Annotated in this window: 21 protein-coding genes and 1 tRNA gene; 9 read left to right on the top strand and 13 right to left on the bottom strand. The window is 67.5% G+C overall.

The genetic code is table 11. The features are described 5' to 3' along the window. Positions 1-6 precede the first annotated feature (6 nt). A complete protein-coding gene (locus J0I47_RS09775) occupies positions 7-762 on the top strand; it encodes a molybdopterin-binding protein (RefSeq protein WP_294046800.1) in 756 nt (251 codons plus the stop codon). An 82-nt stretch (positions 763-844) separates the two neighbouring features. Further along, complete coding sequence (locus tag J0I47_RS09770; protein WP_294046798.1) at positions 845-1,909, top strand: mannose-1-phosphate guanylyltransferase/mannose-6-phosphate isomerase; 1,065 nt, start codon at positions 845-847, stop codon at positions 1,907-1,909. Positions 1,910-2,003: 94 nt separating this feature from the next. On the opposite strand, the gene J0I47_RS09765 is transcribed toward J0I47_RS09770, so the two are convergent. Continuing rightward, positions 2,004-2,588 carry a DUF4142 domain-containing protein gene (locus J0I47_RS09765; protein WP_294046797.1) on the bottom strand — a complete coding sequence of 195 codons (585 nt, stop codon included), beginning with the start codon at positions 2,586-2,588 and terminating at the stop codon, positions 2,004-2,006. Beyond that, a complete protein-coding gene (locus J0I47_RS09760) occupies positions 2,585-4,444 on the bottom strand; it encodes a M3 family oligoendopeptidase (protein ID WP_294046795.1) in 1,860 nt (619 codons plus the stop codon). Before J0I47_RS09760 ends, J0I47_RS09765 begins: the two co-directional genes overlap by 4 nt. A gap of 113 nt (positions 4,445-4,557) precedes the next feature. On the opposite strand from J0I47_RS09760, the gene J0I47_RS09755 reads away from it, so the two are divergent. Beyond that, a complete protein-coding gene (locus tag J0I47_RS09755; protein ID WP_294046793.1) occupies positions 4,558-5,049 on the top strand; it encodes a GNAT family N-acetyltransferase in 492 nt (163 codons plus the stop codon). Positions 5,050-5,115: 66 nt separating this feature from the next. On the opposite strand, the gene J0I47_RS09750 is transcribed toward J0I47_RS09755, so the two are convergent. The 4 genes from J0I47_RS09750 to J0I47_RS09735 form a co-directional block, all read right to left on the bottom strand. Continuing rightward, a complete protein-coding gene (locus J0I47_RS09750; protein ID WP_294046791.1) occupies positions 5,116-5,412 on the bottom strand; it encodes a hypothetical protein in 297 nt (98 codons plus the stop codon). 268 nt (positions 5,413-5,680) lie between these two features. Further along, positions 5,681-7,324 (bottom strand): chaperonin GroEL, encoded by a 1,644-nt coding sequence (gene groL / locus J0I47_RS09745; protein WP_294046789.1) that lies wholly within the window; start codon positions 7,322-7,324, stop codon positions 5,681-5,683. Between the two features lie 58 nt (positions 7,325-7,382). Then, positions 7,383-7,670 (bottom strand): co-chaperone GroES, encoded by a 288-nt coding sequence (gene groES / locus J0I47_RS09740; RefSeq protein ID WP_294046787.1) that lies wholly within the window; start codon positions 7,668-7,670, stop codon positions 7,383-7,385. A gap of 109 nt (positions 7,671-7,779) precedes the next feature. Beyond that, on the bottom strand, positions 7,780-9,198 hold the full coding sequence (locus tag J0I47_RS09735) for an MATE family efflux transporter (RefSeq protein WP_294046785.1): 1,419 nt from the start codon (positions 9,196-9,198) through the stop codon (positions 7,780-7,782). 344 nt (positions 9,199-9,542) lie between these two features. On the opposite strand from J0I47_RS09735, the gene sppA reads away from it, so the two are divergent. Both sppA and J0I47_RS09725 read left to right on the top strand, forming a co-directional pair. Next, positions 9,543-11,426 (top strand): signal peptide peptidase SppA, encoded by a 1,884-nt coding sequence (gene sppA, locus J0I47_RS09730; RefSeq protein ID WP_294046783.1) that lies wholly within the window; start codon positions 9,543-9,545, stop codon positions 11,424-11,426. Then, positions 11,423-11,986 (top strand): GNAT family N-acetyltransferase, encoded by a 564-nt coding sequence (locus tag J0I47_RS09725; protein WP_294046781.1) that lies wholly within the window; start codon positions 11,423-11,425, stop codon positions 11,984-11,986. Before sppA ends, J0I47_RS09725 begins: the two co-directional genes overlap by 4 nt. Before the next feature lie 448 nt (positions 11,987-12,434). On the opposite strand, the gene J0I47_RS09720 is transcribed toward J0I47_RS09725, so the two are convergent. Both J0I47_RS09720 and J0I47_RS15775 read right to left on the bottom strand, forming a co-directional pair. After that, entirely contained in the window at positions 12,435-13,079 is a 645-nt protein-coding gene (locus J0I47_RS09720; RefSeq protein ID WP_294046779.1) for a trimeric intracellular cation channel family protein, read from the bottom strand. A gap of 214 nt (positions 13,080-13,293) precedes the next feature. Then, entirely contained in the window at positions 13,294-13,659 is a 366-nt protein-coding gene (locus J0I47_RS15775) for an SMI1/KNR4 family protein (protein WP_366810082.1), read from the bottom strand. 1,111 nt (positions 13,660-14,770) lie between these two features. Between J0I47_RS15775 and J0I47_RS09715 the strand changes: the two genes are divergently transcribed. Together J0I47_RS09715 and J0I47_RS09710 are read left to right on the top strand one after the other, a co-directional pair. After that, complete coding sequence (locus J0I47_RS09715) at positions 14,771-15,076, top strand: glycine zipper 2TM domain-containing protein (RefSeq protein WP_294046777.1); 306 nt, start codon at positions 14,771-14,773, stop codon at positions 15,074-15,076. A gap of 26 nt (positions 15,077-15,102) precedes the next feature. After that, on the top strand, positions 15,103-15,417 hold the full coding sequence (locus J0I47_RS09710; RefSeq protein WP_294046775.1) for a glycine zipper 2TM domain-containing protein: 315 nt from the start codon (positions 15,103-15,105) through the stop codon (positions 15,415-15,417). A gap of 306 nt (positions 15,418-15,723) precedes the next feature. Here J0I47_RS09710 and J0I47_RS09705 read toward each other — a convergent pair whose 3' ends face one another. From J0I47_RS09705 to J0I47_RS09695, 3 genes are all read right to left on the bottom strand, one after another. After that, positions 15,724-17,031 carry a HAMP domain-containing sensor histidine kinase gene (locus tag J0I47_RS09705; RefSeq protein ID WP_294047176.1) on the bottom strand — a complete coding sequence of 436 codons (1,308 nt, stop codon included), beginning with the start codon at positions 17,029-17,031 and terminating at the stop codon, positions 15,724-15,726. A 247-nt stretch (positions 17,032-17,278) separates the two neighbouring features. Then, complete coding sequence (locus tag J0I47_RS09700; RefSeq protein ID WP_294046774.1) at positions 17,279-17,962, bottom strand: response regulator transcription factor; 684 nt, start codon at positions 17,960-17,962, stop codon at positions 17,279-17,281. Between the two features lie 33 nt (positions 17,963-17,995). Beyond that, positions 17,996-18,307 carry a hypothetical protein gene (locus J0I47_RS09695; protein WP_294046773.1) on the bottom strand — a complete coding sequence of 104 codons (312 nt, stop codon included), beginning with the start codon at positions 18,305-18,307 and terminating at the stop codon, positions 17,996-17,998. A 240-nt stretch (positions 18,308-18,547) separates the two neighbouring features. Between J0I47_RS09695 and J0I47_RS09690 the strand changes: the two genes are divergently transcribed. Together J0I47_RS09690 and J0I47_RS09685 are read left to right on the top strand one after the other, a co-directional pair. Further along, entirely contained in the window at positions 18,548-20,332 is a 1,785-nt protein-coding gene (locus J0I47_RS09690; RefSeq protein WP_294047175.1) for an ATP-binding cassette domain-containing protein, read from the top strand. Positions 20,333-20,379: 47 nt separating this feature from the next. Beyond that, positions 20,380-20,453: transfer RNA gene (locus tag J0I47_RS09685), tRNA-Gly, on the top strand. 106 nt (positions 20,454-20,559) lie between these two features. Here the strand turns inward: J0I47_RS09685 and J0I47_RS09680 are convergent. Together J0I47_RS09680 and J0I47_RS09675 are read right to left on the bottom strand one after the other, a co-directional pair. Beyond that, the gene (locus tag J0I47_RS09680; protein WP_294046771.1) at positions 20,560-22,209 is read right to left on the bottom strand and encodes a thiamine pyrophosphate-binding protein; all 1,650 of its coding nucleotides are present in this window, start codon (positions 22,207-22,209) and stop codon (positions 20,560-20,562) included. A gap of 33 nt (positions 22,210-22,242) precedes the next feature. After that, positions 22,243-23,397, bottom strand: coding sequence for an AI-2E family transporter (locus J0I47_RS09675; protein WP_294046769.1), 1,155 nt, complete (start codon positions 23,395-23,397; stop codon positions 22,243-22,245). Positions 23,398-23,408 lie beyond the last annotated feature (11 nt).

The following is a 23,408-nucleotide window of genomic DNA, read 5'->3' as shown; positions in this document are numbered from 1 at the left end:
GCGGACATGAGCGAGCGCATCTGGACCGCGGCGTTGGTGGTGATCGGCGACGAGATCCTGTCCGGCCGGACGCAGGACAAGAACGTCGCGCAGATCGCCGCGTGGCTCAACGTCCAGGGCATCCGGCTCGCGGAGGTGCGCGTGGTGGCGGACCGTGAGGACGCGATCGTCGAGGCGGTCAACGCTCTGCGCGCGCGCAACGACTATCTGTTCACGACCGGCGGGATCGGACCGACCCACGACGACATCACCGTCGACGCGATCGCCGCGGCGCTGGGCGTCGGCGTGGTGCATCATCCCAAGGCGGTCGCCGTGCTCGAACGCTATTACGCAACGCGCGGGGGGACGACCGCGGCGCGGCTGCGGATGGCGCGCGTGCCGGACGGCGCCGACCTGATCGAGAACAAGGTATCGGGCGCGCCGGGTATCCGCATCGGCAACGTCTTCATCATGGCCGGCGTGCCGCACATCACTGCGGGCATGCTCGACGCGCTGACCGGCACGCTGGAGGGCGGCCGGCCGGTGGTCAGCAAGACGATCGGCTGCTGGGTCGCGGAAAGCGAAGTCGCCGACCTGTTGCGCGAGACCGAGCGGGCGCATGGGGGCGTCGCGATCGGCAGCTATCCGTTCTTTCGCGACGGAAGGACCGGCGCGAATTTCGTCGTACGCAGCCCCGATGCCGTATTGGTCGACGCGACGATCGCCGACCTGACCCGGCGATTGACGATCGCGGGCCGCGACGTGACCGACGGCGGCATCTGACACGCAACTTACCGCGTCCTCACGAGTTTTGCTGCGGGCGGGGAACTACCTAGATCATTGCCGGCACCAAAAGGATTCGTGCATGCCTGACGCGACGACGATCATTCCTGTCATCCTGTCGGGAGGATCGGGCACGCGGCTGTGGCCGATGTCGACGCCGGAAACGCCCAAGCAACTGCTGCCGCTGACCGCCGAACGTACCATGCTGCAACTGACCGCGGCGCGGACGGCGAGCGACGGCTTTGCGGCGCCGATCGTCGTCGCCAATACGCGTCACGCCGACCCGATCGACGCGCAGCTGGAGGCGATCGGCCATCCCGCGAGCACGCTGATCCTAGAGCCGGTCGCGCGCAACACCGCGCCGGCGATCGCGCTGGCCGCACTGGCCGCGGACTCGGACGCCGCGTTGCTGGTGATGCCGTCCGACCATGTCATCGCCGACACGCCCGCTTTCCACGCCGCGATCGCCGCGGCGCTGCCGATGGTCGAGCAGGGCTGGCTGGTGACGTTCGGCATCGACCCGCACGCGCCGGAGACCGGCTATGGCTGGATCCATGTCGGCGAGAGCGTCGGCCCGCGCGTGCACAAGGTCGCCAAGTTCGTCGAGAAGCCGCCACGCGACCGGGCGGAGGCAATGCTGGCGGCGGGCGACCACGTCTGGAACGGCGGTATCTTCCTGTTCCGCGCCGACGCGTTTTTGGGTGCGCTGGCGGTACATGCGCCCGACATGCTGCACGCCGCGCAACAGGCGATGCTGAAGGCGTCGCGCGAAGGCAATCGCGTCTATCCCGATGCCGAGACGTTCGCGGCCAGCCCCTCCGAATCGATCGACTATGCGGTGATGGAGAAAGCGGAACGTGTGGCCGTCGTGCCGGTCAGCATGGGCTGGAGCGACGTCGGCAGCTGGGATGCGCTGCACGAGATCAGCCATTGTGATGCGACGGGCAACGTCTGCAAGGGCGACGTCGTCGCGGTCGAGACCGAGAACAGCCTGATCCACGCGGACGGCGTCCGCGTCGCGCTGGTCGGCGTCAGCGACCTGATCGTCGTCGCCAACGGCCGCGACGTATTGGTGATGCCGCGCGGCCGCAGCCAGGAAGTGAAGAAGCTGATCGAAGCGATGAAAGCGAGCGAACCCAAGAATTAGTGCGGCTAATTCGCGGGCGCGGCGTGCTGCGGCGATCCCGGCCGGGGGCGCCCCGGTGCCGACCGACGACACGACTTTGCCGCGTCGTCCCAGCCTACTTCAAGCCCTTCGCCATCCGCAGATGTTCTGCCTCGGTCGGCAACCACGCGCCGGCATATTGCTTCAACTCGGGCCAGTCGTTGCCGTTCTGCGAGAAATAGGTGAGGCCCCCCACCGTGTTCTGATGCGACGCGACCTCGGCGGCGGCATAGGCGGCATCGAACGCCGCGCCCGTCTTGCCCTTCAGCCCGTCGAGCATCGCCTGCTGCGCCTTGGTGAAATGCAGCTCGGGCGTCATCGGCGGGTGCATCCCGGCCATCACCGTCTTCAGTTTCGCGGCCGATGCCGCGTGTGCCGCGATCATCGCGGCGGCGAACGTCTTGACCTGCGGCGATCGCCAGGCGGTCAGCGCCATCCTCGCGGCCGTCAGTTCGAACGCATCGGCGGCGGCGGCGGAGTTGATGAAGGATTGCCCGGCGGTCTGCGCAGCCTTGAATTTCTCGCCCATCATCATGCCGCTCATGCCCGCCATGTTGATCGGGGCGGGGGCGGCGGGCGCGTCGACCGTGTTGGCCGATTCGCCCTTCGAACACGCGGCAAGCGCGGTCGCCGCCAGCAGCACGATCGCGGTACGTGTCACGCCATCAGCCCTTCGACCTGGTCGAGCGTGTCCTTGAACGTCGCGACCACCGCCTGGTACGGCGCCGGTGACGCCATATCGAGGCCGGCGCGCTTCAGGATGTCGTACGGATAGTCCGACCCACCCGCCTTCAGCACGCTCAGGTAATTGTCGCGCTCCTTCGCACCGCCCTTCAGGATCGACCGCGCGAAATACGACGCCGCCGAGATGCAGGTCGCATACTGATAGACGTAGAAGCTGTTGTAGAAATGCGGGATATACGCCCATTCCGACGCATAGGTGTCGGAGATCGCGACCTTCGGCCCGTGATAGCGCTTCAACAGGTCGAGATACATCGCGCTGAACTTCTCGCCCGACATGCCCTCGCCGGCCTCCGCCTTGTCGTGCGCGGCGAGCTCGAACTCGGCGAACATCGCCTGACGGTAGAAAGTGCCGCGGATGCTCTCGAGCTGTTGGCCGAGGTAGAAGATCTTCTCCTGTTTGGTCCTGGCCTTCGCGACCATGTACGCGGCGAGCAACTGCTCGTTGCAGGTCGAGGCGATCTCCGCGGTGAAGATCGGATAGTCGGACTTGTCGTAAACCTGGTATTTGTTCGCGAGCAGCGAGTGCATCGCATGGCCCCATTCGTGGGCGTAGGTGGTCAGCCCGTCGTAATTCTCGCCCAGGTTGAGCAGCAGATATGGATGCACGTCGTACGCCGCGCCGGGGTTCATGTACGCGCCCGATTTCTTGCCGGGGCGGGGCAGAGGATCCATCCACTTGCCCGCGGTCGCCTTGGCGAAGATCTCGGCATATTCGGGGCCGAGCGGCTTGACCGCCTCGATCGTGATCCCGCGCATCTCCGGCACCGTCACGCGCTTGTCGAGCTGCACCAGCGGCGGATAGATGTCGTAATAGGCCATGTCGGGCAGGCCGAGCAGGCGGCGGCGCAGTTCGAAATAGCGGTGAAGCTGAGTCAGGCCGTTGTTGGTCTCCGCGACCAGCGTGCGGTACACCCCTTCCGGCACGTTGTTGCCCGACAGCGCCATCGCGAGCGAGGTCGGATATTTGCGCGCCTTCTTGCGGAAGATGTCGGCCTTGATCTTCGACGCATAGGCCGCGCCGAGCGAGCTCTGGAACCTGCCGTATTCGGCCCAGAACGTGTCGAACACCAATTTGCGGTCGGCGCGGTTGGGCGCGTTGCGCGTCAGCGTATAGGCCTGGTCGTCGAGCCGCACCTGCTTCCCCGTCGACAGCGTGATCGTCGGCCAGGGAATGTCGGAGGCGACGAGTTGCTCGCGGATATTGCCCGGCCCCGCCAGCGGCGCGCCGGCCCCGGCGAGGATTGCCTCGCTTTCCGGCGTCAGCGTGTGGGCGGCCTGGCGTTCGGTATCGGCCAGCGCGAAGTCGAACCGCTTCTTCAGCGTGGCGTTGCTCGCGACGAACTGGTCGATCTTCGCCTTGCCCAGGCTGAGGATTTCTGGGCTGGCCCAGGCGGTCGCCTCGCCGAACGCGGTATAGAGATCGGTCGCCTGCGCCTCGTGCTCCTGATTGGCGGCGACGCGGAGGTCCTCGTCCCCCTTCAGGCTGGCATAGGTGTAGATGCGGCCGATCGTGCGGCCGAGGTCGGACTGCGCGACCAGGAAGGCGGCGAGCGTGTCGGCGCTGTCGCCCAGCTTGCCCTGATACTTGGCGAGTCCGGGGATCGCGGCCAGCGCGGCCTTGCGCGCGGCATCCCACGCGGCGTCGCTGGGGTAGAGGTCGCCCAGATCCCATTGCGCGCCGCCGCCCGTCGCTTGCGCCCAGGCCGGCAACGCGGCGACCGTACTGGCGAGCGCCGCGGCGGCGATGGCTTCACGGCGGGACAATGCGGTCATGGTCGATCCTCGGGGAGTGATATGATGGCCGCGACTGTGTCGCGAGCGCCGCCGAAAGGGAAGCGCGATTTCGACGGCTTGCGCCCGTCGCCCGCCGACGCCAGACCGTAGCGATGACCGACTTCACCCTGCACGAATTCAGCGACGCGCTCGCGCCCGATTTCTACCGGATCAACGCGCAGTGGATCGCCGACATGTATCGGCTGGAGCCGACCGACATCGACGTGCTCGAGAACCCGCGCGCCCGCATCGTCGATCGCGGTGGCGCGATCCTGTTCGTCGCGGACCCCGAACTCGGCATCGTCGGCACCTGCGCGTTGCAAAAGACCGGCGAGCGCCAGTTCGAGCTGACCAAGATGGGCGTCATGCCCGAAGCGCGCGGGCGCAAGGCGGGTGAGTTCCTGCTCCGCGCCACGATCGAGCGCGCCTTCGCGATGGGTTGCGACCGGCTCTATTTGCTCAGCAACGCGAAGGGCGCCGCGGGTGTGCATCTGTATGAGAAGCTGGGGTTCGTCCACGACGTGGGGATCATGGCGGAGTTCGGCGCGCGGTATGAGCGGTGCAACGTGGCGATGGTGTATCGGGGGGAGGGTGATGGCCGGTAACGACCCATTTGCGGACGTCGACACCCGCTCGATCTATCACAGGGCCGACAGGTTAAGCCGACGATCCTATTCCATTATTTTGGCTGTAAGAAGCATTTCAGCGCAGCGCTTCCACGGGTTTTGAGCGACTTCTGGTCGGAGAGGCGGCCGCCGACCCGCTTCAGCGGCCGCACCATAGAGAAAATCCGAAATCGTCCCCACTTCCCAGCCAAGCGGCCCGGATGAATACTTATATTCATCCGGATTTGCTTCATATATTTCCCGATCGGCGTCGAAGTCTGCCGCCAAAGCATGAAGGAACGAGCCGAAGCTCTGTTCGTCGTGAACCAGTTCAAGCAGCGCGTCGAGATCGTTTGGAGCCATGCGCCGCAGGATGCGCCCATGGCCTCAAAAGGGCAATGTTCGCTTCCCACCCATTAGCCAACTCTCAGGCATAACAAGAGGGCCGGCGGATTGATCCGTCGGCCCTTTTCTTTGCTTCGAGCGGGCGGTGCGGACGGGATTTCCGCGCCGTGGGCTGGTACTTCGGGCCGGGGCGGCGCGGAGTTAATCCGCGCCGTCGGTCGAGCCTGCGGCTCGCCGGCCGTTCGGATTTCGTGTCCGGGGCAGCTCGCGCTGCCCCGGTCCGAAATCAGAAGTCCATGCCGCCCATGCCGCCCATGCCGCCGCCGCCCATCGGCATCGCCGGCTTGTCCTCGGGCATCTCGCTCACGGCCGCTTCGGTCGTGATGAGCAGGCCCGCGACCGACGCCGCGTTCTGAAGCGCGGTGCGGACGACCTTGGTCGGGTCGATCACGCCGGCCTGGACCAGGTTCTCGTACGTGTCGGTCTGGGCGTTGAAGCCGAGCGTCGGGTCGTTGCCCTCGAGCAGCTTGCCCGAGACCACCGCGCCGTCGTGACCGGCATTGGTCGCGATCTGGCGGACCAGCGCGGTCAGCGCCTTGCGGACAATGTCCACGCCGCGGGTCTGATCGTCGTTCTGGCCGTTGATGCCTTCCAGCGCCTTCGTCGCGTACAGCAGCGCGGTGCCGCCACCGGGGACGATGCCTTCCTCGACCGCGGCGCGAGTCGCGTGCAGCGCGTCGTCGACGCGATCCTTGCGCTCCTTCACCTCGACCTCGGACGCGCCGCCGACCTTGATGACAGCGACACCGCCGGCGAGCTTCGCCAGACGCTCCTGGAGCTTCTCGCGATCGTAATCGCTGGTCGTGTTCTCGATCTGCTGACGGATCGCCTCGGTGCGGCCCTTGATCGCATCGGCTTCACCGGCCCCATCGACGATGGTAGTGTTGTCCTTGTCGATCGAGACGCGCTTGGCGGTGCCGAGCATGCCGACCGTCACGTTCTCGAGCTTGATGCCCAGGTCTTCCGAGATCATCTCGCCCTTGGTCAGGATCGCGATGTCTTCCAGCATCGCCTTGCGGCGATCGCCGAAGCCCGGCGCCTTCACCGCCGCGACCTTCAGGCCGCCGCGCAGCTTGTTGACGACGAGAGTGGCCAGCGCCTCGCCCTCGATATCCTCGGCGATGATGAGCAGCGGACGGCCCGACTGCACGACCGCTTCCAGGATCGGGAGCATCGCCTGCAGGTTCGACAGCTTCTTCTCGTGGATCAGGATGTACGGATCGGTGAGCTCGACCGTCATCTTCTCGGGATTGGTGATGAAGTACGGCGACAAATAGCCGCGGTCGAACTGCATGCCCTCGACGACGTCGAGCTCGAACTCGAGGCCCTTGGCCTCCTCGACGGTGATGACGCCTTCCTTGCCGACCTTCTCCATCGCCTCGGCGATCTTCTCGCCGACGACGGTGTCGCCATTGGCCGAGATGATGCCGACCTGGGCGATCTCGTTCGAGCCCGAGACGGGCTTCGAGCGCGATTGCAGGTCAGCGACGACCTTCTCGACCGCCTGGTCGATGCCGCGCTTCAGGTCCATCGGGTTCATGCCGGCGGCGACCGACTTCATGCCCTCGCGGACGATCGCCTGCGCCAGCACGGTCGCGGTCGTGGTGCCGTCACCGGCATTGTCGTTGGTCTTCGAGGCGACCTCGCGCAGCATCTGCGCGCCCATGTTCTCGAACTTGTCCTTCAGCTCGATCTCCTTGGCGACGGTGACGCCGTCCTTGGTGATGCGCGGCGCGCCGAAGCTCTTGTCAATCACGACGTTGCGGCCCTTCGGCCCCAGCGTGACCTTGACCGCGTCGGCGAGGATGTCGACGCCCTTGAGAATGCGCTCACGCGCGTCGCGCGAGAATTTAACGTCCTTGGCTGCCATGGTGGCTACCTTTCAAAATTGAAGAAATTGACGGGGGTAGATGTTGGACGGGCTGGCGTCAGCCGACGATGCCCAGAATGTCCGATTCCTTCATGATGAGCAGGTCTTCGCCGTTCAGCTTGACCTCGGTGCCCGACCACTTGCCGAACAGGATCTTGTCGCCCGCCTTGACGTCGAGCGGCGTGACCTTGCCGGCCTCGTCCTTGGTGCCGGCGCCGGCGGCGATGACCTCGCCCTCCTGCGGCTTTTCCTTGGCGGTGTCGGGGATGATGATCCCGCCCGCGGTCTTTTCGTCGGCCTCGATGCGGCGGACGAGAACGCGGTCGTGCAACGGACGGAAGTTCATTGCTGAAGCCCTCATTGTTTGAACTGGAAACATATTGGCACTCGAGTCGATCGAGTGCCAGCGGCGCGCATATGTGCAGCGCCTTGCCGAGCGTCAATGCCGCGCGCGACTATTTTTCGTCGCGCGGAGCGGGGAGCAGGACGAGCCGATCGCGCATCGCCCAGCGCGCGACCAGCAGCACCGACACGACGGCCAGTCCGACCGCGAGCCCGACCCAGATGCCGACTCCCTGCCACCCGGCGCGGAAACCGAGGAATATGGCGGTGCCGAACCCGGCGACCCAATAGCCGAACGCCGCGATCACCATCGGCACGCGCGTGTCCTGCAACCCGCGCAGCGATCCCGCCGCGACCGCCTGCGCCCCGTCGAATAGCTGGAACGCCGCGGCGACGACGAGATAGTCCAGCGCCAGCGCGATCTCCCGCGTACGCGTCGGGTCGTTCACGTCGACATAGATGCCGACGATCAGCTTCGGCGCCAGCCAGATCGCGGCGGCGGTCAGCGCCATGAAGCCGGTGCCGCTGACGATCGCCGCCCAGCCGGCGCGGCCGATCCACGCCAGGTCGCGTGCGCCATAGGCCATGCCGACGCGGATCGTCGCCGCCTGCGCGATCCCGAACGGCACCTGGAACGACAAGGCGGCGATGTTGAGCGCGATCGCGTGCGCGGCTACCTCGGTCACGCCGATCAGTCCCATCAGGAACGCCGCCCCGCCGAACAGCCCGCCCTCCAGCGTGAAGGTCAGCGCGATCGGCGCGCCCAGCTTGGCGATCTCGCCCATGCGGCGCCAGTGCGGCACCCACCATTTGCCGAACAGGCGGTATCGCCGCAGCCGCCGGTCGAACGCGAAGATCGCGACATAGGCCAGCATCATCGCGGTCGCGGTGAACAGGCTGGCGATCGCCGACCCCTCCAGCCCCAGCGCGGGAAAGCCGCCATGGCCGAACACCAGCAGCCAGTTGCCGAGCGCGTTGGTGCCGACCGCGCACGCCGTCACCAGCATCGCCCAGCCGGGCCGGCCGAGCGCCGCCGCCACCGTCCGCATCACCCCCGCCCAGATGTTGGGCAGCATCACCCACAGCAGGATGGTCAGGAACGCGCCGCTGCGCGCCGCCACCTGCGGGTTCTGGCCGAGCGCGAGCAGGATGCGCTCGCCGTTCGCCAGCACGATCATGCCGAACGCCCCGCTGATCGCGCCGAGCCACATCGCCATGCGGAACGATCGCCGCACCTGGCGGACGGCATGTGCCCGCGCGCCGAGCTCGGCGGCGATCAGCGGGGCGCAGGCGCCGGTGAACCCGATCAGCGCCCACATGATGAGGCTCAGCAGGAACACGCCCAGCGTCGAGGCGGCGAAGTCGATCGCCGACAGCCGCGCCACGAACATCACGTCGATCGCATAGACCGCCATCTGCAACAGGTTCGCGCCGACCAGCGGCGCGGCGAGCCGGAACAAGGCGCGATATTCGTCGCGCGTCGTCACAGGGGGCGGGCCGGCCAGCGGCGTCAGGGCGACCGGCGCGTCCATGGCGGGGCGGTTAGCCGATGTTTTCAGGACTGGCCACTTTCTTTCCGTCCTTTCCCTCGCCCCTCGCAGAGGGGAGAGGGTTGCGCAGACTTAGGTCGCGCTCCTTCAGCGCGGCCCTAGTCGAAGCTGGGTGAGGGGTGGTGCTCGCGCTTGCGAGCACGCGAGCCTCCGGCTCGCTCGACCCCTCACCCAACCTTCGCTAAGCGGCTGCGCCGCTAAGCTGCGGTATCCCTCTCCCCTGTCCAGGGGAGAGGAAACGGCTGTTGCGTATTGCTCCCACCACACACTTGCGGCTATCGCAGACGTCGAGCGCCGCCCGGCGCCTCGCGGAAGGAATGCCCCTCATGAAACTGGTTCGCGGCGCCTGGAAGGTCCTGGTCGGGATCAAGGACCTGATGGTCCTGCTGTTCATGCTGCTGTTCTTCGGCGCGTTGTTCATGGCGCTGTCGGCCAAGCCCAACGGGTCGGTGCGGACCGGGGCGCTGTTGCTCAAGCTGAACGGCGCGATCGTCGAGCAACCCGCCAATGCCAGCCCGCTCGCCGCGGCACAGGGCGACACGCCGGGCCGCCAGTTCCGCCTGCGCGACCTGATCCGCGCGCTCGACGCCGCGCGTACCGATGATCGCGTCAAGGTCGTGGTGCTCGACCTCGACGGCTATGGCGGCGGCTATCCCGCCGCGGTCGGCGAAGTCGCCGCCGCGATCCGCCGCGTGCGCGACGCGAAGAAGCCGGTGCTGGCCTATGCCACCGCCTATACCGACGGCGCGTACCTGCTTGCCTCCAGCGCCAGCGAAGTGTGGGTCGATCCGATGGGCGGCACGCTGTTCGCCGGCCCCGGCGGCAACCAGCTCTATTACAAGGGGCTGATCGACAAGCTCGGCGTCAACGTCCACGTCTATCGCGTCGGCAAGTTCAAGTCGTACGTCGAGCCCTATATCCGCGCCGACCAGTCGCCCGAGGCGAAGGAAGCGGCGACCGCCCTCTACGGCACGCTGTTCCAGCAGTGGAAGGACCTGGTCCATCAGGCGCGGCCAAAGGCGCAGATCGACGGCTTCCTGACCAACCCGGACCAGGCGGTGGCGGCGACCGATGGCGACATCGCCAAGGCCAATCTGGCGGCCGGGCTGGTCGACAAGCTCGGCGACCGGCTGGCGTTCGGCAAACGCGTCGCGGAACTCGCGGGACCGGCGGCCAAGAGCGTGCCGGGCGACTATGCGACGATCAAATATGACGACTGGGTCGAGGCCAATCCGCTACCCACCGGCGGCGACAAGGTCGGCATCGTCACCGTCGCCGGCGAGATCGTCGACGGCAAGGCGGGGGCGGGATCGGCCGGCGGCGACACCATCGCGCAGGCAGTACTCGACGGTCTCGGGAAGAAAGAGTTGAAGGCGCTGGTCGTGCGGATCGATTCGCCCGGCGGTTCGGCGCTGGCGTCGGAGACGATCCGCCAGGCGATCCTGGAGGCGAAGCGCCAGGGGCTGCCGATCGTCGTGTCGATGGGCGGCCTCGCCGCGTCGGGCGGCTATTGGGTGTCGACCGCGGGCGACATCGTCTTCGCCGAACCGAACACGATCACCGGCTCGATCGGCATCTTCGGCATCATCCCGACGTTCGAGAACTCGCTCGCCAAGCTCGGCATCACGACCGACGGCGTGAAGACCACGCCGCTGTCCGGCCAGCCCGACGTGACCGGCGGCACGACGCCGCAGGTCGATGCGATCCTGCAGAAATCGATCGAGCATGGCTATGCCCAGTTCATCGGCCGCGTCGCCGCCGCGCGCCACATGACGCCGGAACGCGTCAACGAGATCGGCCAGGGTCGGGTGTGGGACGGCGGCAGTGCGCGCCAGCTCGGGCTGGTCGATCGCTTCGGCACGCTCGACGACGCCGTCGCCGAGGCCGCACGGCGCGCCAAGCTCGACCCGGCCAATGTCGAGCGAGTCTATCTCGAAAAGCCGCCGAGCTGGTTCAGCCGCCTCGTCGCCGGCTGGGCGGGCGACCGCGACGACGACAGCGCGTCGGACGATCAGGCGCGCGGCGTGTTCGCGGTGATCGCTGCCGAGCGCCACGACATGCTGGCGCGCGCGATCGGCGACGCGAAGCGGCTGTCGCAGGTTCGCTCGGTCCAGGCCCGCTGCCTCGAATGCGGCGGGTTCGGCGACATGCGCGCGAGCCCCGCCGACACCTCGCTGCTGGCGATGGCGCTGAAGGCGATCTGGTCGTGATCGCGCTCCGGCCCGCCCGGCCGGACGATGCCGCGGCGATCGCCGCGATCTATGCGCCCTACGTCCTGACCGGCACCGTCAGCTTCGAGACGGAGGCGCCCGATGCCCGCGCGATCCGCACGCGGATGGCGGCGTCGGGCGGGCTCTATCCGTGGCTGGTCGCGACCAACGGCGAGGCGGAGGGCGACGGCGTGCTCGCCTACGCCTACGCCACCCAGTTCCGTGAGCGCCCCGCCTATCGCTGGGTGGTCGAGACCTCGGTCTATGTGTCGGGCGCGGCGCAGGGGCAGGGGGTTGGGCGGCTGCTCTACCAGTCGCTCGTCAAGACGTTGCGCGCGCAGGGATTCGTCCACGCCGTCGGCGTCATCGCGCTGCCCAACGACCATTCGATCCAGTTGCACGAGGCGACCGGCTTCCGCCGCGCCGGCGTGCTGCGCGAAATGGGCTACAAGCAAGGACGCTGGGTCGATGTCGGCTTCTGGCAGCGCGAACTGACCGACGCGACGATCCCGCCGGGCGACGTCCGCCCGTTCAGCGAGGTCGGGATGGTGCGGGACTAGCGTCGATCGACATTCAGCTATGATGTAGCGTTTCGAGCCACCTGTTGCTCGTCATCCCCGCGCAGGCGGGGATCCAGAGTCGCGAGAATGGCGGTTTTAAGCTGTGGATATAGCCAGTCTGGATCCCCGACTGCGCGGGGATGACGAACATGGAAGTGACGTTCACCGGTTAGCTGAATGTCGATCCGTCCTAGGCGCCGCGCGTGACCGCAGCGTCGGCGGCGGTTCCTGCTTCGAACGGGTTTGGGCCGATCGACATTCGGTATCGGAACCCGGTCACCCGATAGCAAAGGCCGTCACCCCGGCCCTGTGCCGGGGTCCACCAGGCCGCTTTCTCTAGCGCAAGCGGATCAAGCGATGCCCACGCGGCGTTGCATACGCCGGCACCCGGCTGGGCTGACGGATCGTCGCGGGGCACGTCACCCAGTTCCGGGGAACGACCGCCCGGCTAATCGCTCCGCTCGCTTACCTGCTGATAGGCGGGCAGCGCCAGCTTCCAGTGGATCGCCGCCGCGCGCAACGCGAACCCGGCCAGCGCCCCCGCCACCGCCGCGACCGGCAGCGGCACGCCGGCCAGCCCGAGCCCGACATACAGTCCGCTCGCCAGCGCCGCGGCGGTCACGTAGATTTCCGGCCGCAACAGGATCGACGGCACCCCGGCCAGCACGTCGCGGATGATCCCGCCGACGCACGCCGTCACCACTCCCATCAGCGCCGCCGGCACCGGGGGCACGCCGTACCCGATCGCCTTGGCCGCGCCGAACACCGAATAGGCCGCGAGCCCCACCGCATCGAACCAGTCGAGCGCCGCGCCCCGCCACCACCCCGCCGGCGTCAGCCACACCGCGAACGCGACGATCAGGCACGCGGCGGCGGCGCGGCTGTCGTGGATCCAGAAGACGGGTGCCGAGATCAGCAGGTCGCGCACCGTCCCGCCGCCGACCCCGGTGACCAGCGCGAAGAACGACAGCGTCACGATCGTCTGCCCCCGCTTCGCCGCCGCCAGCGCCCCCGATGCCGCAAACACGACCAACCCCGCCAGATCGAGCCACGGCGCGATCGCCGGCAGCCATTGTGGGGGCGGGGGGAGCATGGCTTCGCCCTAGCCGTGAGTCTTGGCCGTTGAAAGCGGTTGGCGGCGGGAACGCGCCTTACGGCAGGCGGCTTGTCTGGCTTGCCAATGACTCTTCGACAGTCACAGCAAACCGTTGCTGGCGACGTGCTTCATATGGAATTGAATGACGGCAAACGAACCAGTTCCAGCTTTTCGCGACGTTGAAAGCTTTCTCGACGTTGCCGTCACCGCGTCATAGCCAATCCGCCTCCACCGGAAGACACTTACCGGTTTCATGCTCCCACAAAAAGATTTGATCCGCGCATCCGAGTACGATGGGTCGATCACCGGTGCCATTCGACGCTAAAGAGACCCCGTCCGATGGGAATGATTCCCAAGAACGCGCTGTCGCCGTCTCCGCTATAATATGGCTCGCACTCCGGCCCATCGTTTTGCGATCCGTTGGGTCCCAGACCGGGTGAAGAGACCAGTCGTCGTCTTCGAGGGAAATCTCACCTCCGTTTTCTCGCATTAATCGCCGCCGCAATTCCGGCGGAAACGCTCTACCCAGTGCCTCTTCAGCATCTACTATCCGTTGCTCTGAAACCGGAAAAGGCATGAACGGCTCCGCTTCAATGTCGGCCACGTAACCTATTTCACTGCGAAGCTGTCGGACCGCAATCCACCCAATTGCAATCACAGATGTAGCATCGCGCGCTAGTTGCCAGCCGCCTACGGGAAGTATCGCAACCCCCAAGACGCAATTGGGGAGCCGGTGTTGCCACCGACTCCCCGGACGCCGGACTTCGATTTGCGGGCCGTCGGCCGAAGCGTTGGGCCAGCCCATCTGGTTTCGGCGGCTCGCTACGTCCGTGCTGCTTGCTTGCGCGAGCGGCGCCAGGTTTCGCGGGTTGCTCGGTTGCGCGCGGCCCGAAGGCCGGCGCAACGTTCGCGTTTCTCGCTCCGCGCGGCCCGTCCGGAGACGGTCCTCACATCGCGAACCGTGACATCCGACGCGCCGAAGCGCTTCCGACATCGCGGCTTGCTCCACTCGTCGCGCCCGAAGGCGTTTTTCGAGCTTCGCCGCCGGTTTCCGTTCGACCCGAAGCCGATCGTCCGCCAGCGTTCGCCCCATCCGATAGGCTTGAAGGCCAGTTGCGAATGGTGCACCGTCCAAGCGGTTTGACGGAGCCGATCGCTCGGCCGGGTCCACCTGCTCGTCCGGTTCGGTCGTCGGGGCCGGGTGCGATCCGTCCGAGGACGTCTCAGCTTTCCCGGCCACCGGCGGCCTGCTCAAACGAACGCCGAAGCATCCGCTTGCGCGTCGGCAGGCGTCTCGGCGTGCTGGTCCAACCGTACCGCTTGCGCGGCGCCATCGAACGTTGCGGGGACCGATATCCCACCCTTCGCGATCGTCCGGCAACCTTGCGGCGCCTTTTCATCTAGAAGATCAAGGTCTTGAACTTTCTACCGATTTCTCGGCGGATCGTCGCGATCTCGATGTCATGATGCTGTCACCGATCGCGAGTCGCGCCAAGCGGGAATGGCGGCGCGGGGCCTGTGGATAACGTGGAAAACGGGCATGATGGTTTCACTGTCAACCGGCCGTGCGCACGATCCTGTCGCGCATGCCGGAACGCTCCCGAAATGAATCCATGAGACAATGCAACCCAATCGCGACACGAGACGTTGGATGGGGTGGCATTGATCCAGAGCAAAGGGATTTTACCATGCGTACCATGTTCCTCGGCCTCGGCGCCGCCGCATTGACGGCCGCGTCGCTCGGCGTTCCGACCTCGGCGGAAGCGCGCCGGCACTATTATCGCACCTATCACGGGCGCGGCGGCCATACCTATTGCACCCATTCGGGCGGCACGACCGGCGCGGTCGTCGGCGGCGTCGGCGGTGCGTTGATCGGTAACGGCATTGCGGGCCATGGCGACAAGCTGCTCGGCACCGTGGTCGGCGGCGTCGCCGGCGCGTTCGGCGGCCGGGCGATCGATCGCACGATAACCGCGCATCGCCGCTGCCGCTGATTCGATAACGATAAAAGGAGGATGATATGCGTAAGCTGATGCTCGCTTTGGCGGCGACGACGATTGTGGCTTCGACCGTAGCGGTCGTACCGGCCGCCGAGGCGCAGTCGCGCAAATTTTACAAGTATCGCGAGTGGCGCGGTCAGGACGGCCGCACCTATTGCCGCCGCTCGAACGGCACGACCGGCCTGGTGGTCGGCGGCGTCGCCGGCGCGCTGGTCGGCAACGGCATTGCGGGCCGTGGCGACAAGCTGCTCGGCACCGTCGTCGGCGGCGCCGCGGGCGCGCTCGGCGGCCAGGCGATCGACAAGACCGTCACCGCGAAGCGCCGCTGCCGCTAAGGTAGCCGCCCAGCGACTATGGGAAGGGCGCGACCGGCGACGGTCGCGCCCTTGTTCGTTGTCAGACCGCCGTGCGTAGCGAAGCAATCCAGTAAGGAGGCACGGCTGGATTACTCCCTTTGCTTAAAGCGGGTTTTCATAAAACATTCTCGTCACCCCGGCCTTGTGCCGGCGTCCTCCGTAACGTCAGCGCATCGCTCGATACTCTGGTATGAAAAAGCCGCCTCGTGGACCCCGGCACAAGGCCGGGGTGACGTGTCATTTTGGCCGATCCGTCACTGCCAATCAGCCGAATGTCGATCGACCCTAACTCGCCGCCGGCAGCCGGAGCCGGACCAGCAGCCCGCCCAGATCCTCGCTTTCCTCCAGGCTGACCGTGCCCTCGTAGATTTCGGCGACGTCGCGGACGATGGCGAGGCCGAGGCCGGTCCCGGGCTTCCCCGTATCGAGCCGGGCGCCGCGATCGAAGATGCGGACGCGCTCCGCTTCCGGGATGCCGACGCCGTCGTCCTCGACCAGGATCTCGACGAACCCGGCCTGCGCGCGGACGGTCACGAACACGCTGCCGCCGCCGTACTTGGCGGCATTCTCGATCAGGTTGCCGAGCATCTCGTCGAGATCCTGCCGCTCGACATGCGCGCGCAGGTCCTTGGCGCCGTCGGCGTCGATGCGGACGTGGGGGTAGAGGCGCGACACCGCGCGCTCGACCGATTCGAGGCTCGGCCAGACGTCGGCGCGGCTGTGCGCCGATCCGCGCCGCCCGACCGCCCGCGCGCGCGCCAGATGGTGGTCGACCTGCCGCCGCATCGTCCGCGCCTCGCGGATTACCGTCTCGGCCAGGTCGTCGGCGTGCGCGGTGGCCGAGTTCATGATGACGGTCAGCGGCGTCTTCAGCGCGTGCGCCAGATTGCCGGCGTGGCGCCGCGCTTCCTCCGCCTGACGATCGTTATGCTCGATCAGCGCGTTCAGTTCCTCGACCATCGGCGCGACCTCGGCGGGCATCGCGCCGTCGATCCGCGTCGCGAGGCCGCCGCGCAGCCGCGCGATCCCCAGCCGCAACCGCCGAAGCGGCCGCAATCCGTACCACGTCTGCAACCCCGCCAGCGCGATCAGACCGAGTGCGAGCAGCGCGAAGCTGCGCAACAGCGTCTGCCGCAGGACGTGGATGTCGGCGTCCAGCCCGTCGCGACTCTGCGCCACCTGAAACCGCCAGCGCGTCGGCGACCCCGGGATGCGGACGTCGCGCTCGATCACGCGCAGCTTCTCGTCCTTGAACTGATTGCTGTCGTAGATGTGCGCGTTCAGGTCGTAGTGATTGTCGCCATAGGCCAGCCGGCGGTCCCACAGCGATCGCGAGGGGAACGTGTCCTTGCCCGGCGCCGACACTTGCCAGTAGAGCCCCGAATAGGGTTCGAGGAAACGCTGGTCGGCGGGGCCGCGGTTGAAATTGACCTCGCCGTCCGACCCGATCTCCGCCGACGTGAACAGCGAGGTCAGCACGATCTCGAGCTGGCTGTCGAAATTGCGCGTGACGGCGTTGGTCAGCACGCGATCGAGCGCGAAGCCGCCCGCGCCGAGCAGCAGCGTGATCCACACCGCCGCGATCAGGATCATGCGCCGGCCGAGCGACCCCGTCACCGGTGTCACCAACGGCGCGCGGGGGCCGTCGGCGGCGGACGTCGCTGCGGGAGCGGTCGCGATAATCTTGGGGTCTTGCTCCGCCATCGATGTCAACCCGTCATCCCCGCGAAAGCGGGGACCCGGCTGCCAGCCGGATCGTCGGATGCAACGGCGCGAGATGGGCCTCCGCTTACGCGCAGGTGACGGCTATGAAGAAACGAAGCGCCGGCGATGGCTACCATCACTCGGTCGCGCGGGGCGGCGCGTCGGGATCGTCGAGGCTGTAGCCGAGCCCGCGGATCGTGGTGATGACGTCCTGGCCCAGTTTCTTGCGGATGCGCGTCACGAACACCTCGATCGTGTTCGAATCGCGGTCGAAATCCTGGTCGTAGATATGCTCGATCAGCTCGGTGCGGCTGACGATCTTGCCCTTGTGGTGGAGCAGGTAGCTGAGCAACTTGTATTCCTGCGCGGTCAGCTTGACCGGGTCGCCCGCCAGCGTGACCTTGCCCGAGCGCGTGTCGAGCCGGACGTCGCCGGCGATCAATTCGGACGAGGCATTGCCCGACGCGCGGCGGATCAGCGCGCGCAGGCGGGCGATCAGCTCCTCGGTCTGGAACGGCTTGGCGACATAATCGTCGGCGCCGGCGTCGAGCCCGGCCACCTTGTCCGACCAGCTGTCGCGCGCGGTCAGCACCAGCACCGGCGTCGCCTTGCCCTGCTTGCGCCAGCGGTCGAGCACGGTCAGCCCGTCGATCTCCGGCAGACCGAGGTCGAGCACGATCGCGTCGTACGCTTCGGTCTCGCCCAGGAACAGGCCCTCCTCGCCGTCGCCGGCGGTGTCGACGGCATAGCCGGCGCCTTCCAGCGTGTTCTGCAACTGCTGGCGTAGATTGGGTTCGTCCTCGACGATCAGAACGCGCATGATCTTCCCCTGTCAGCGGGCGGCGGGCGCCCGTTAATATCCCTCGCGGCCGATGATCTGGCCGGACCGGCCATCCACCTTCAGCCAGATGACCGATCCATCGCGCAGGAACTTCAGCGTGTAAATGCCGCTGTCGGGATCGAACTCCGGTCCCAGATACTGCGCGCCGCGCATCGCCGGGATCACGCGCCGCTCGATTTCGGGCAGGGGCAGCGTGCGCCCCTCGCGCATCGCCTGGAACACGCCGCTGCGATCGCCCCGGCGCTGCTGGCACGGGTCGAGGTCCACCGGCGCGGGAACGGTCGGCGTGACGGACAACAGGGCGATTACGGCAAGCATCGACATGACCGGTGGCATAAGGATCGGGGTTTGAACAGCTTGTGAACGCCGCCGCGCGGCTGTCGGCGACGTCCGGCGGGCTCGCGCCAGGCCGGGTTCGGGAGGTTGCAGCGAGCGCAGAGACCTTTAATGAGCCGGCAGCATCACCCACACGCCTCCCCGGCGAAGGCCGGGGTCCAGCATCGAGCCGCTCGCAACTGGACCCCGGCCTTCGCCGGGGAGGCCAATTTCTGGATCAGAACGCCGGTGGCAGCGCCGATTTTATCATATGAGGATCTGGGGCTGGTCCAGGGCGCCGGCTGGCTGTTCCGTCACCTCGACCTGCACATCGGCGCGCGCGACCGGCTGGCGCTGATCGGGCGCAACGGCGCGGGGAAGACGACCCTGCTCAAGCTGATCGCCGGCACGGTCGACAGCGACGAGGGGCGGCGGACGATCGTGCCCGGCACGCGGGTCGTGCTGCTCGAACAGGATCCGCGCGTCGATGGCTGCGCGACGCTGGCCGATTTCGTGATGAAGGGCGACGACGCGCCCGCGCGCTACGAGGCGGACGCGATCGCCGACCAGCTCGGCATCGACCTGTCGCGTGAAGCCGCCAGTGCGTCGGGCGGCGAGCGCCGCCGCGCCGCGATCGTCCGCGCGCTGGCGCAGAATCCCGACGTGCTGCTGCTCGACGAGCCGACCAACCATCTCGACATCGCCGCGATCGAGTGGCTGGAGGACTGGCTGGGGCGCTTCGCCGGCGCGTTCGTCGTCATCAGCCACGATCGCACGTTCCTGACCCGACTGACGCGGCAGACGCTGTGGCTCGACCGCGGGTCGCTACGCCGCAACGAGATCGGCTATGGCGGGTTCGAGGCGTGGACCGATCAGGTCTATGCGGAGGAGGAGCGCAACGCCCAGCGGCTCGACGCCAAGCTGAAGATCGAGGAGCATTGGCTCCAGCGCGGGGTCACCGGGCGGCGGCGGCGCAACCAGGGTCGGCTGGCGAAGCTGAGGGAAATGCGTAGCGAACGCGCCGCGATGCTGGGGCCGCAGGGCGCCGCCAATCTCGTCACCGCCAGCGACGACACCAAGACCAAGGTCGTGATCGACGCGAAACATGCCACCAAGGCGTTCGACGGCCGCGTCATCATCCGCGACCTGTCGCTGCGTATCACGCGCGGCGATCGCATCGGCGTGGTCGGGCCGAACGGCGCCGGCAAGACGACCTTGCTCAAGCTGCTGACCGGCGAGCTCCCGCCCGACAGCGGCGAGGTGAAGCTGGCGAAGACCCTCGACGGCGTGGTGATCGACCAGCAGCGCAAGCTGATGGCGCCCGACAAGCGGGTGCGCGACGTGCTGGCCGATGGCGGCGACTGGATCGAGGTGCTCGGCGTCAAGAAGCATATCCACGGTTACCTGACGGACTTCCTGTTCGATCCGAACATGGTCGAGGCGCGGGTCGGCACGCTGTCGGGCGGCGAGCGATCGCGACTGTTGCTGGCGCGCGAGTTCGCGCGCGCGTCGAACCTGCTGGTGCTGGACGAGCCGACCAACGACCTCGACCTCGAAACGCTCGACCTGCTTCAGGAAGTGATCGCCGATTATGCCGGCACGGTGCTGATCGTCAGTCACGACCGCGACTTCCTCGACCGGACGTGCACGCTGACGCTCGGGCTCGACGGATCGGGGACGGTCGATATCGTCGCGGGCGGATATGAGGATTGGGAGCGCCAACGCCGCAAACCGTCCGCGAAACCGGTCAGAACACCCGCCAAATCGACGATCGCCCCGGTTTCGCCGCAATCGGCGCCGCGCAAATTGTCCTACAAGGACCAGCGGGACTACGACCTGCTGCCGGGGCGGATCGAAGCGATCGAGGCCGCTATCGCGCGCGACGAAGCGGCGCTCCACGACCCCGCGCTCTACACGCGCGACCCAGCGAAATTTGCCGCGCTGACCGAGGCGATCGCGACGGCACGGGCGGAGAAGGACGCGGCCGAACTGCGCTGGCTGGAACTGGCGGAGCAGGTCGAGGCGCTCGGCTGAACGCGCTTGCGCGCCCGCCCCGGCTTCGGTATCCGCCCTTCTCCCGAGCGGGTGTAGCTCAATGGTAGAGCAGAAGCTTCCCAAGCTTACGACGAGGGTTCGATTCCCTTCACCCGCTCCAGCTTTCGTAGCGATTTAAGTAACTTAAGTCGCGGTAGGCGAAAGTCCGGCCGGCATTGCGCAGTAACGACCGACGACGCGGCTTTGCCGTGTCGTTTCCTCAAATCTTACCCCTTCAACGCCGCTTCCCGAATCCCATCCAGTGTCGCCGTCGGCGTAATCGCCTGGGGATCGAGGCGGCAATGCAGGATCGCCGGCTTCCCGCTCGCCAGCGCGCGTTCGAACGCTGGCGCGAACTCCGCGGTGGTCGTCACCGTCTCGCCGTGCCCGCCATAGGCCCGCGCCAACGCAGCGAAATCCGGGTTGGTCAGCGCCGTTGCCGACACGCGGCCGGGATAGTGCCGCTCCTGGTGCATCCGGATCGTTCCATAGATGCCGTTGTCGATCACCATGACCATCAGCGGGATGCCGTGATGCACTGCCGTCGCGAACTCCTGCCCGTTCATCAGGAAATCACCGTCGCCGGCGATCGTCAGGACGATGCTGCCGGGTTTCTGCCGCTTGGCCATGACGCCGGCGGGCAGTCCGTAGCCCATCGATCCGCTGGTCGGCGCGAGCTGCGTGCCGAAATCACGGAAGCGGTAGTAACGGTGGATCCAGCTCGCGAAGTTCCCGGCGCCGTTGCAGATCACGGCATCGGCCGGCAGGCGGTCGCGCAGCCACGCCATCACTTCGCCGTACTGAAAGTCTCCGGGCACGCGCGGCGGCGTGTCGGACCAGGCGAGGTAATCGGCGCGCGCCTCGGTCACGTCGCCCGCGCGCGGCGCGATCCGCTCGGCCGCCGACAGGAACGCGCCCGGCGTCGCATTGATCGAGCGGGTCGGCTGATAGACGCGGCCGAGCTCCATCGGGTCGGGATGGACGTGAACCAGCCGCTGCGCGCCCGCCGGAATGTCGAGCAAGGTATAGGATTGCGACGCGATCTCCGACATCCGCCCGCCGATCAGCAGGACGAGGTCGGCGGCCTTCACCCGCGCGATCAGCCTCGAGTTGGGCGCGAGGCCGAGGTCGCCGATGAAATGATCGTCGGTCGCGGGGAACAGCGGCGCGCGGCGAAACTGCGCCGCGACGGGCAGCGACAGCCGGTGCGCGAACTCGACCATCGCGTCGCGCGCCGCCGCCGTCCAGCGCGATCCGCCGACGATCGCGACCGGGTTGCGCGCGGCGGCCAGCAACTCGCCGAGCGCATCGATGTCGGCGGGCGAGGGCGCCGCATCGACCGGCTCGACGCGCGGCGCGTCGGCGACCTCGGCGCTATCGACCAGCATATCCTCCGGTAGCGCGATCACGACCGGGCCCGGCCGCCCCTGCATCGCGACACGAAAGGCGCGCGCGACGATCTCCGGGATGCGCGCCGTATCGTCGATCTCCACCACCCACTTGGCCAGCGCGCCGAAGGTCGCGCGGTAATCGAGCTCCTGAAACGCCTCGCGGTCGCGCATGCCGCGCTCGATCTGGCCGACGAACAGGATCAGCGGCGTCGAATCCTGCATCGCGATGTGCAGGCCGGGGCTGGCGTTGGTCGCGCCCGGCCCGCGCGTCACGAAGCAGATGCCGGGCCGCCCGGTCAGCTTGCCATACGCTTCCGCCATCATCGCCGCGCCACCCTCGGCACGGCAGGTCAGCAGGTCTATGCCGCTGTCGATCAGCGCGTCGAGCACCGCGAGATAGCTTTCGCCCGGCACGCAGGTCGCGCGGTCGACGCCCTGCGCGATCAGTTGGTCGACCAGGATGCGGGCGGCAGTGCGGTTCGTCATGTCGCCTGCTCTAGCCGCGCCCGACTTGCCCGTTCAAGCCACCGGCGCATCCGGCTTGCCCGCGACCAGCTCGCGCCACAGCATCACCAGCACCGCCATCGTCGCCGGCCCGACGAACAGGCCCAGCAGCCCGAGCGTCTCGACTCCGCCCAGGATGCCGATCAGCACCCATAGGAACGGCAGTCGCGTCGCGCCGCCGATCAGGGCGGGCCGCACGAAATGGTCGGCGACGAACACCACGACGAGGCCGATCGCCCCGACCGCGATCGCGCCGCTGACCGAGCTCTGGACGAGCAGTAGCAGGGCAGCGATCGCCAGCACTACCGCGGCGCCGAACGGGATCATCGCGGCGATCCCGGTGGCTAGCCCGAGCAGGATCGGATGCGGCACGCCGAGCACGACATAGACGACCGCCATGATCGCGCCTTCACCCATCCCGACCAGCACCAGCCCGTCGATCGTCCCGCGCACCGACAGCAGCGCCTGTCGCCCGATCCGCTCCCCCGCCGGCCCGAGCACCTTCGCGCTGACCGTGCGAAACTGCGCGACGATCGCGTCGCGGTCGCGGATCAGGAAGAACAGCGCCAGTAGCGTGAAGCCGAAGATCACCGAGCGATGGATCAGCCCGAACCCGATCAGCCGCGTGCGCGTCCGCATCGTCGTGCCGGTCAGGTGGTGGAAGAACTCGTTGGCGGCGGCAGGATCGGCCAGATTGGCCTGCCACCAGCTCGCGACCTCGCTGCTGCCAAACGGCAAGGTGGCGATCCATGCCGGGGGCGGGACGCCGTGTTCGCGCGCGTCCTTGATCCACGCCAGCGCATCGTGCGCCTCCCGCGCGCCCTGCGCGAGGCCGAACCCGACCGGCAGCAGGATCAGCAACGCGACCGCCACGGTGAAGCCCAGCGCGATCAGGCTCGGGCGTGCCTGCGGGAAATGCCGTTCGGCGCGTTGCACCAGCGGGTCGATCGCGACCGCGATCACCACCGCCCAGATCAGCGCGGGCAGGAAATTGTGCGCGACCCACAGGCCCAGCAGGGCGATGATCGCAATGAAGCTCGCCCGGACGATGGTCGCGCGACGCACGTCGGTGGGAAGTGGGGCGGCGGGGCGCGGGGCGGCGGGGGGCGACGATGCCATCCCCCGACTGTAGCGCGCGGTGCTGGCGCGGGACAGCGTTACGTGCTTCACTCGGGTGCGAT

This window comes from Sphingomonas sp. (assembly GCF_017304635.1).
Classification (GTDB): domain Bacteria; phylum Pseudomonadota; class Alphaproteobacteria; order Sphingomonadales; family Sphingomonadaceae; genus Sphingomonas.
The sequence above is the reverse complement of the archived record's forward strand: the minus strand, read 5'-3'. Positions and strand labels throughout refer to the sequence as shown.

Excerpts from the sequence above, each read along its gene's own strand:
- J0I47_RS09775 (WP_294046800.1), top strand. The coding sequence starts at position 7 with ATGAGCGAGCGCATCTGGACCGCGGCGTTGGTGGTGATCGGCGACGAG.
- J0I47_RS09770 (WP_294046798.1), top strand. The coding sequence starts at position 845 with ATGCCTGACGCGACGACGATCATTCCTGTCATCCTGTCGGGAGGATCG.
- J0I47_RS09760 (WP_294046795.1), bottom strand. The coding sequence starts at position 4,444 with ATGACCGCATTGTCCCGCCGTGAAGCCATCGCCGCCGCGGCGCTCGCC.
- J0I47_RS09755 (WP_294046793.1), top strand. The coding sequence starts at position 4,558 with ATGACCGACTTCACCCTGCACGAATTCAGCGACGCGCTCGCGCCCGAT.
- J0I47_RS09750 (WP_294046791.1), bottom strand. The coding sequence starts at position 5,412 with ATGGCTCCAAACGATCTCGACGCGCTGCTTGAACTGGTTCACGACGAA.
- groL (WP_294046789.1), bottom strand. The coding sequence starts at position 7,324 with ATGGCAGCCAAGGACGTTAAATTCTCGCGCGACGCGCGTGAGCGCATT.
- groES (WP_294046787.1), bottom strand. The coding sequence starts at position 7,670 with ATGAACTTCCGTCCGTTGCACGACCGCGTTCTCGTCCGCCGCATCGAG.
- J0I47_RS09735 (WP_294046785.1), bottom strand. The coding sequence starts at position 9,198 with ATGGACGCGCCGGTCGCCCTGACGCCGCTGGCCGGCCCGCCCCCTGTG.
- sppA (WP_294046783.1), top strand. The coding sequence starts at position 9,543 with ATGAAACTGGTTCGCGGCGCCTGGAAGGTCCTGGTCGGGATCAAGGAC.
- J0I47_RS09720 (WP_294046779.1), bottom strand. The coding sequence starts at position 13,079 with ATGCTCCCCCCGCCCCCACAATGGCTGCCGGCGATCGCGCCGTGGCTC.
- J0I47_RS15775 (WP_366810082.1), bottom strand. The coding sequence starts at position 13,659 with ATGCCTTTTCCGGTTTCAGAGCAACGGATAGTAGATGCTGAAGAGGCA.
- J0I47_RS09715 (WP_294046777.1), top strand. The coding sequence starts at position 14,771 with ATGCGTACCATGTTCCTCGGCCTCGGCGCCGCCGCATTGACGGCCGCG.
- J0I47_RS09710 (WP_294046775.1), top strand. The coding sequence starts at position 15,103 with ATGCGTAAGCTGATGCTCGCTTTGGCGGCGACGACGATTGTGGCTTCG.
- J0I47_RS09705 (WP_294047176.1), bottom strand. The coding sequence starts at position 17,031 with ATGATCCTGATCGCGGCGGTGTGGATCACGCTGCTGCTCGGCGCGGGC.
- J0I47_RS09700 (WP_294046774.1), bottom strand. The coding sequence starts at position 17,962 with ATGCGCGTTCTGATCGTCGAGGACGAACCCAATCTACGCCAGCAGTTG.
- J0I47_RS09695 (WP_294046773.1), bottom strand. The coding sequence starts at position 18,307 with ATGTCGATGCTTGCCGTAATCGCCCTGTTGTCCGTCACGCCGACCGTT.
- J0I47_RS09680 (WP_294046771.1), bottom strand. The coding sequence starts at position 22,209 with ATGACGAACCGCACTGCCGCCCGCATCCTGGTCGACCAACTGATCGCG.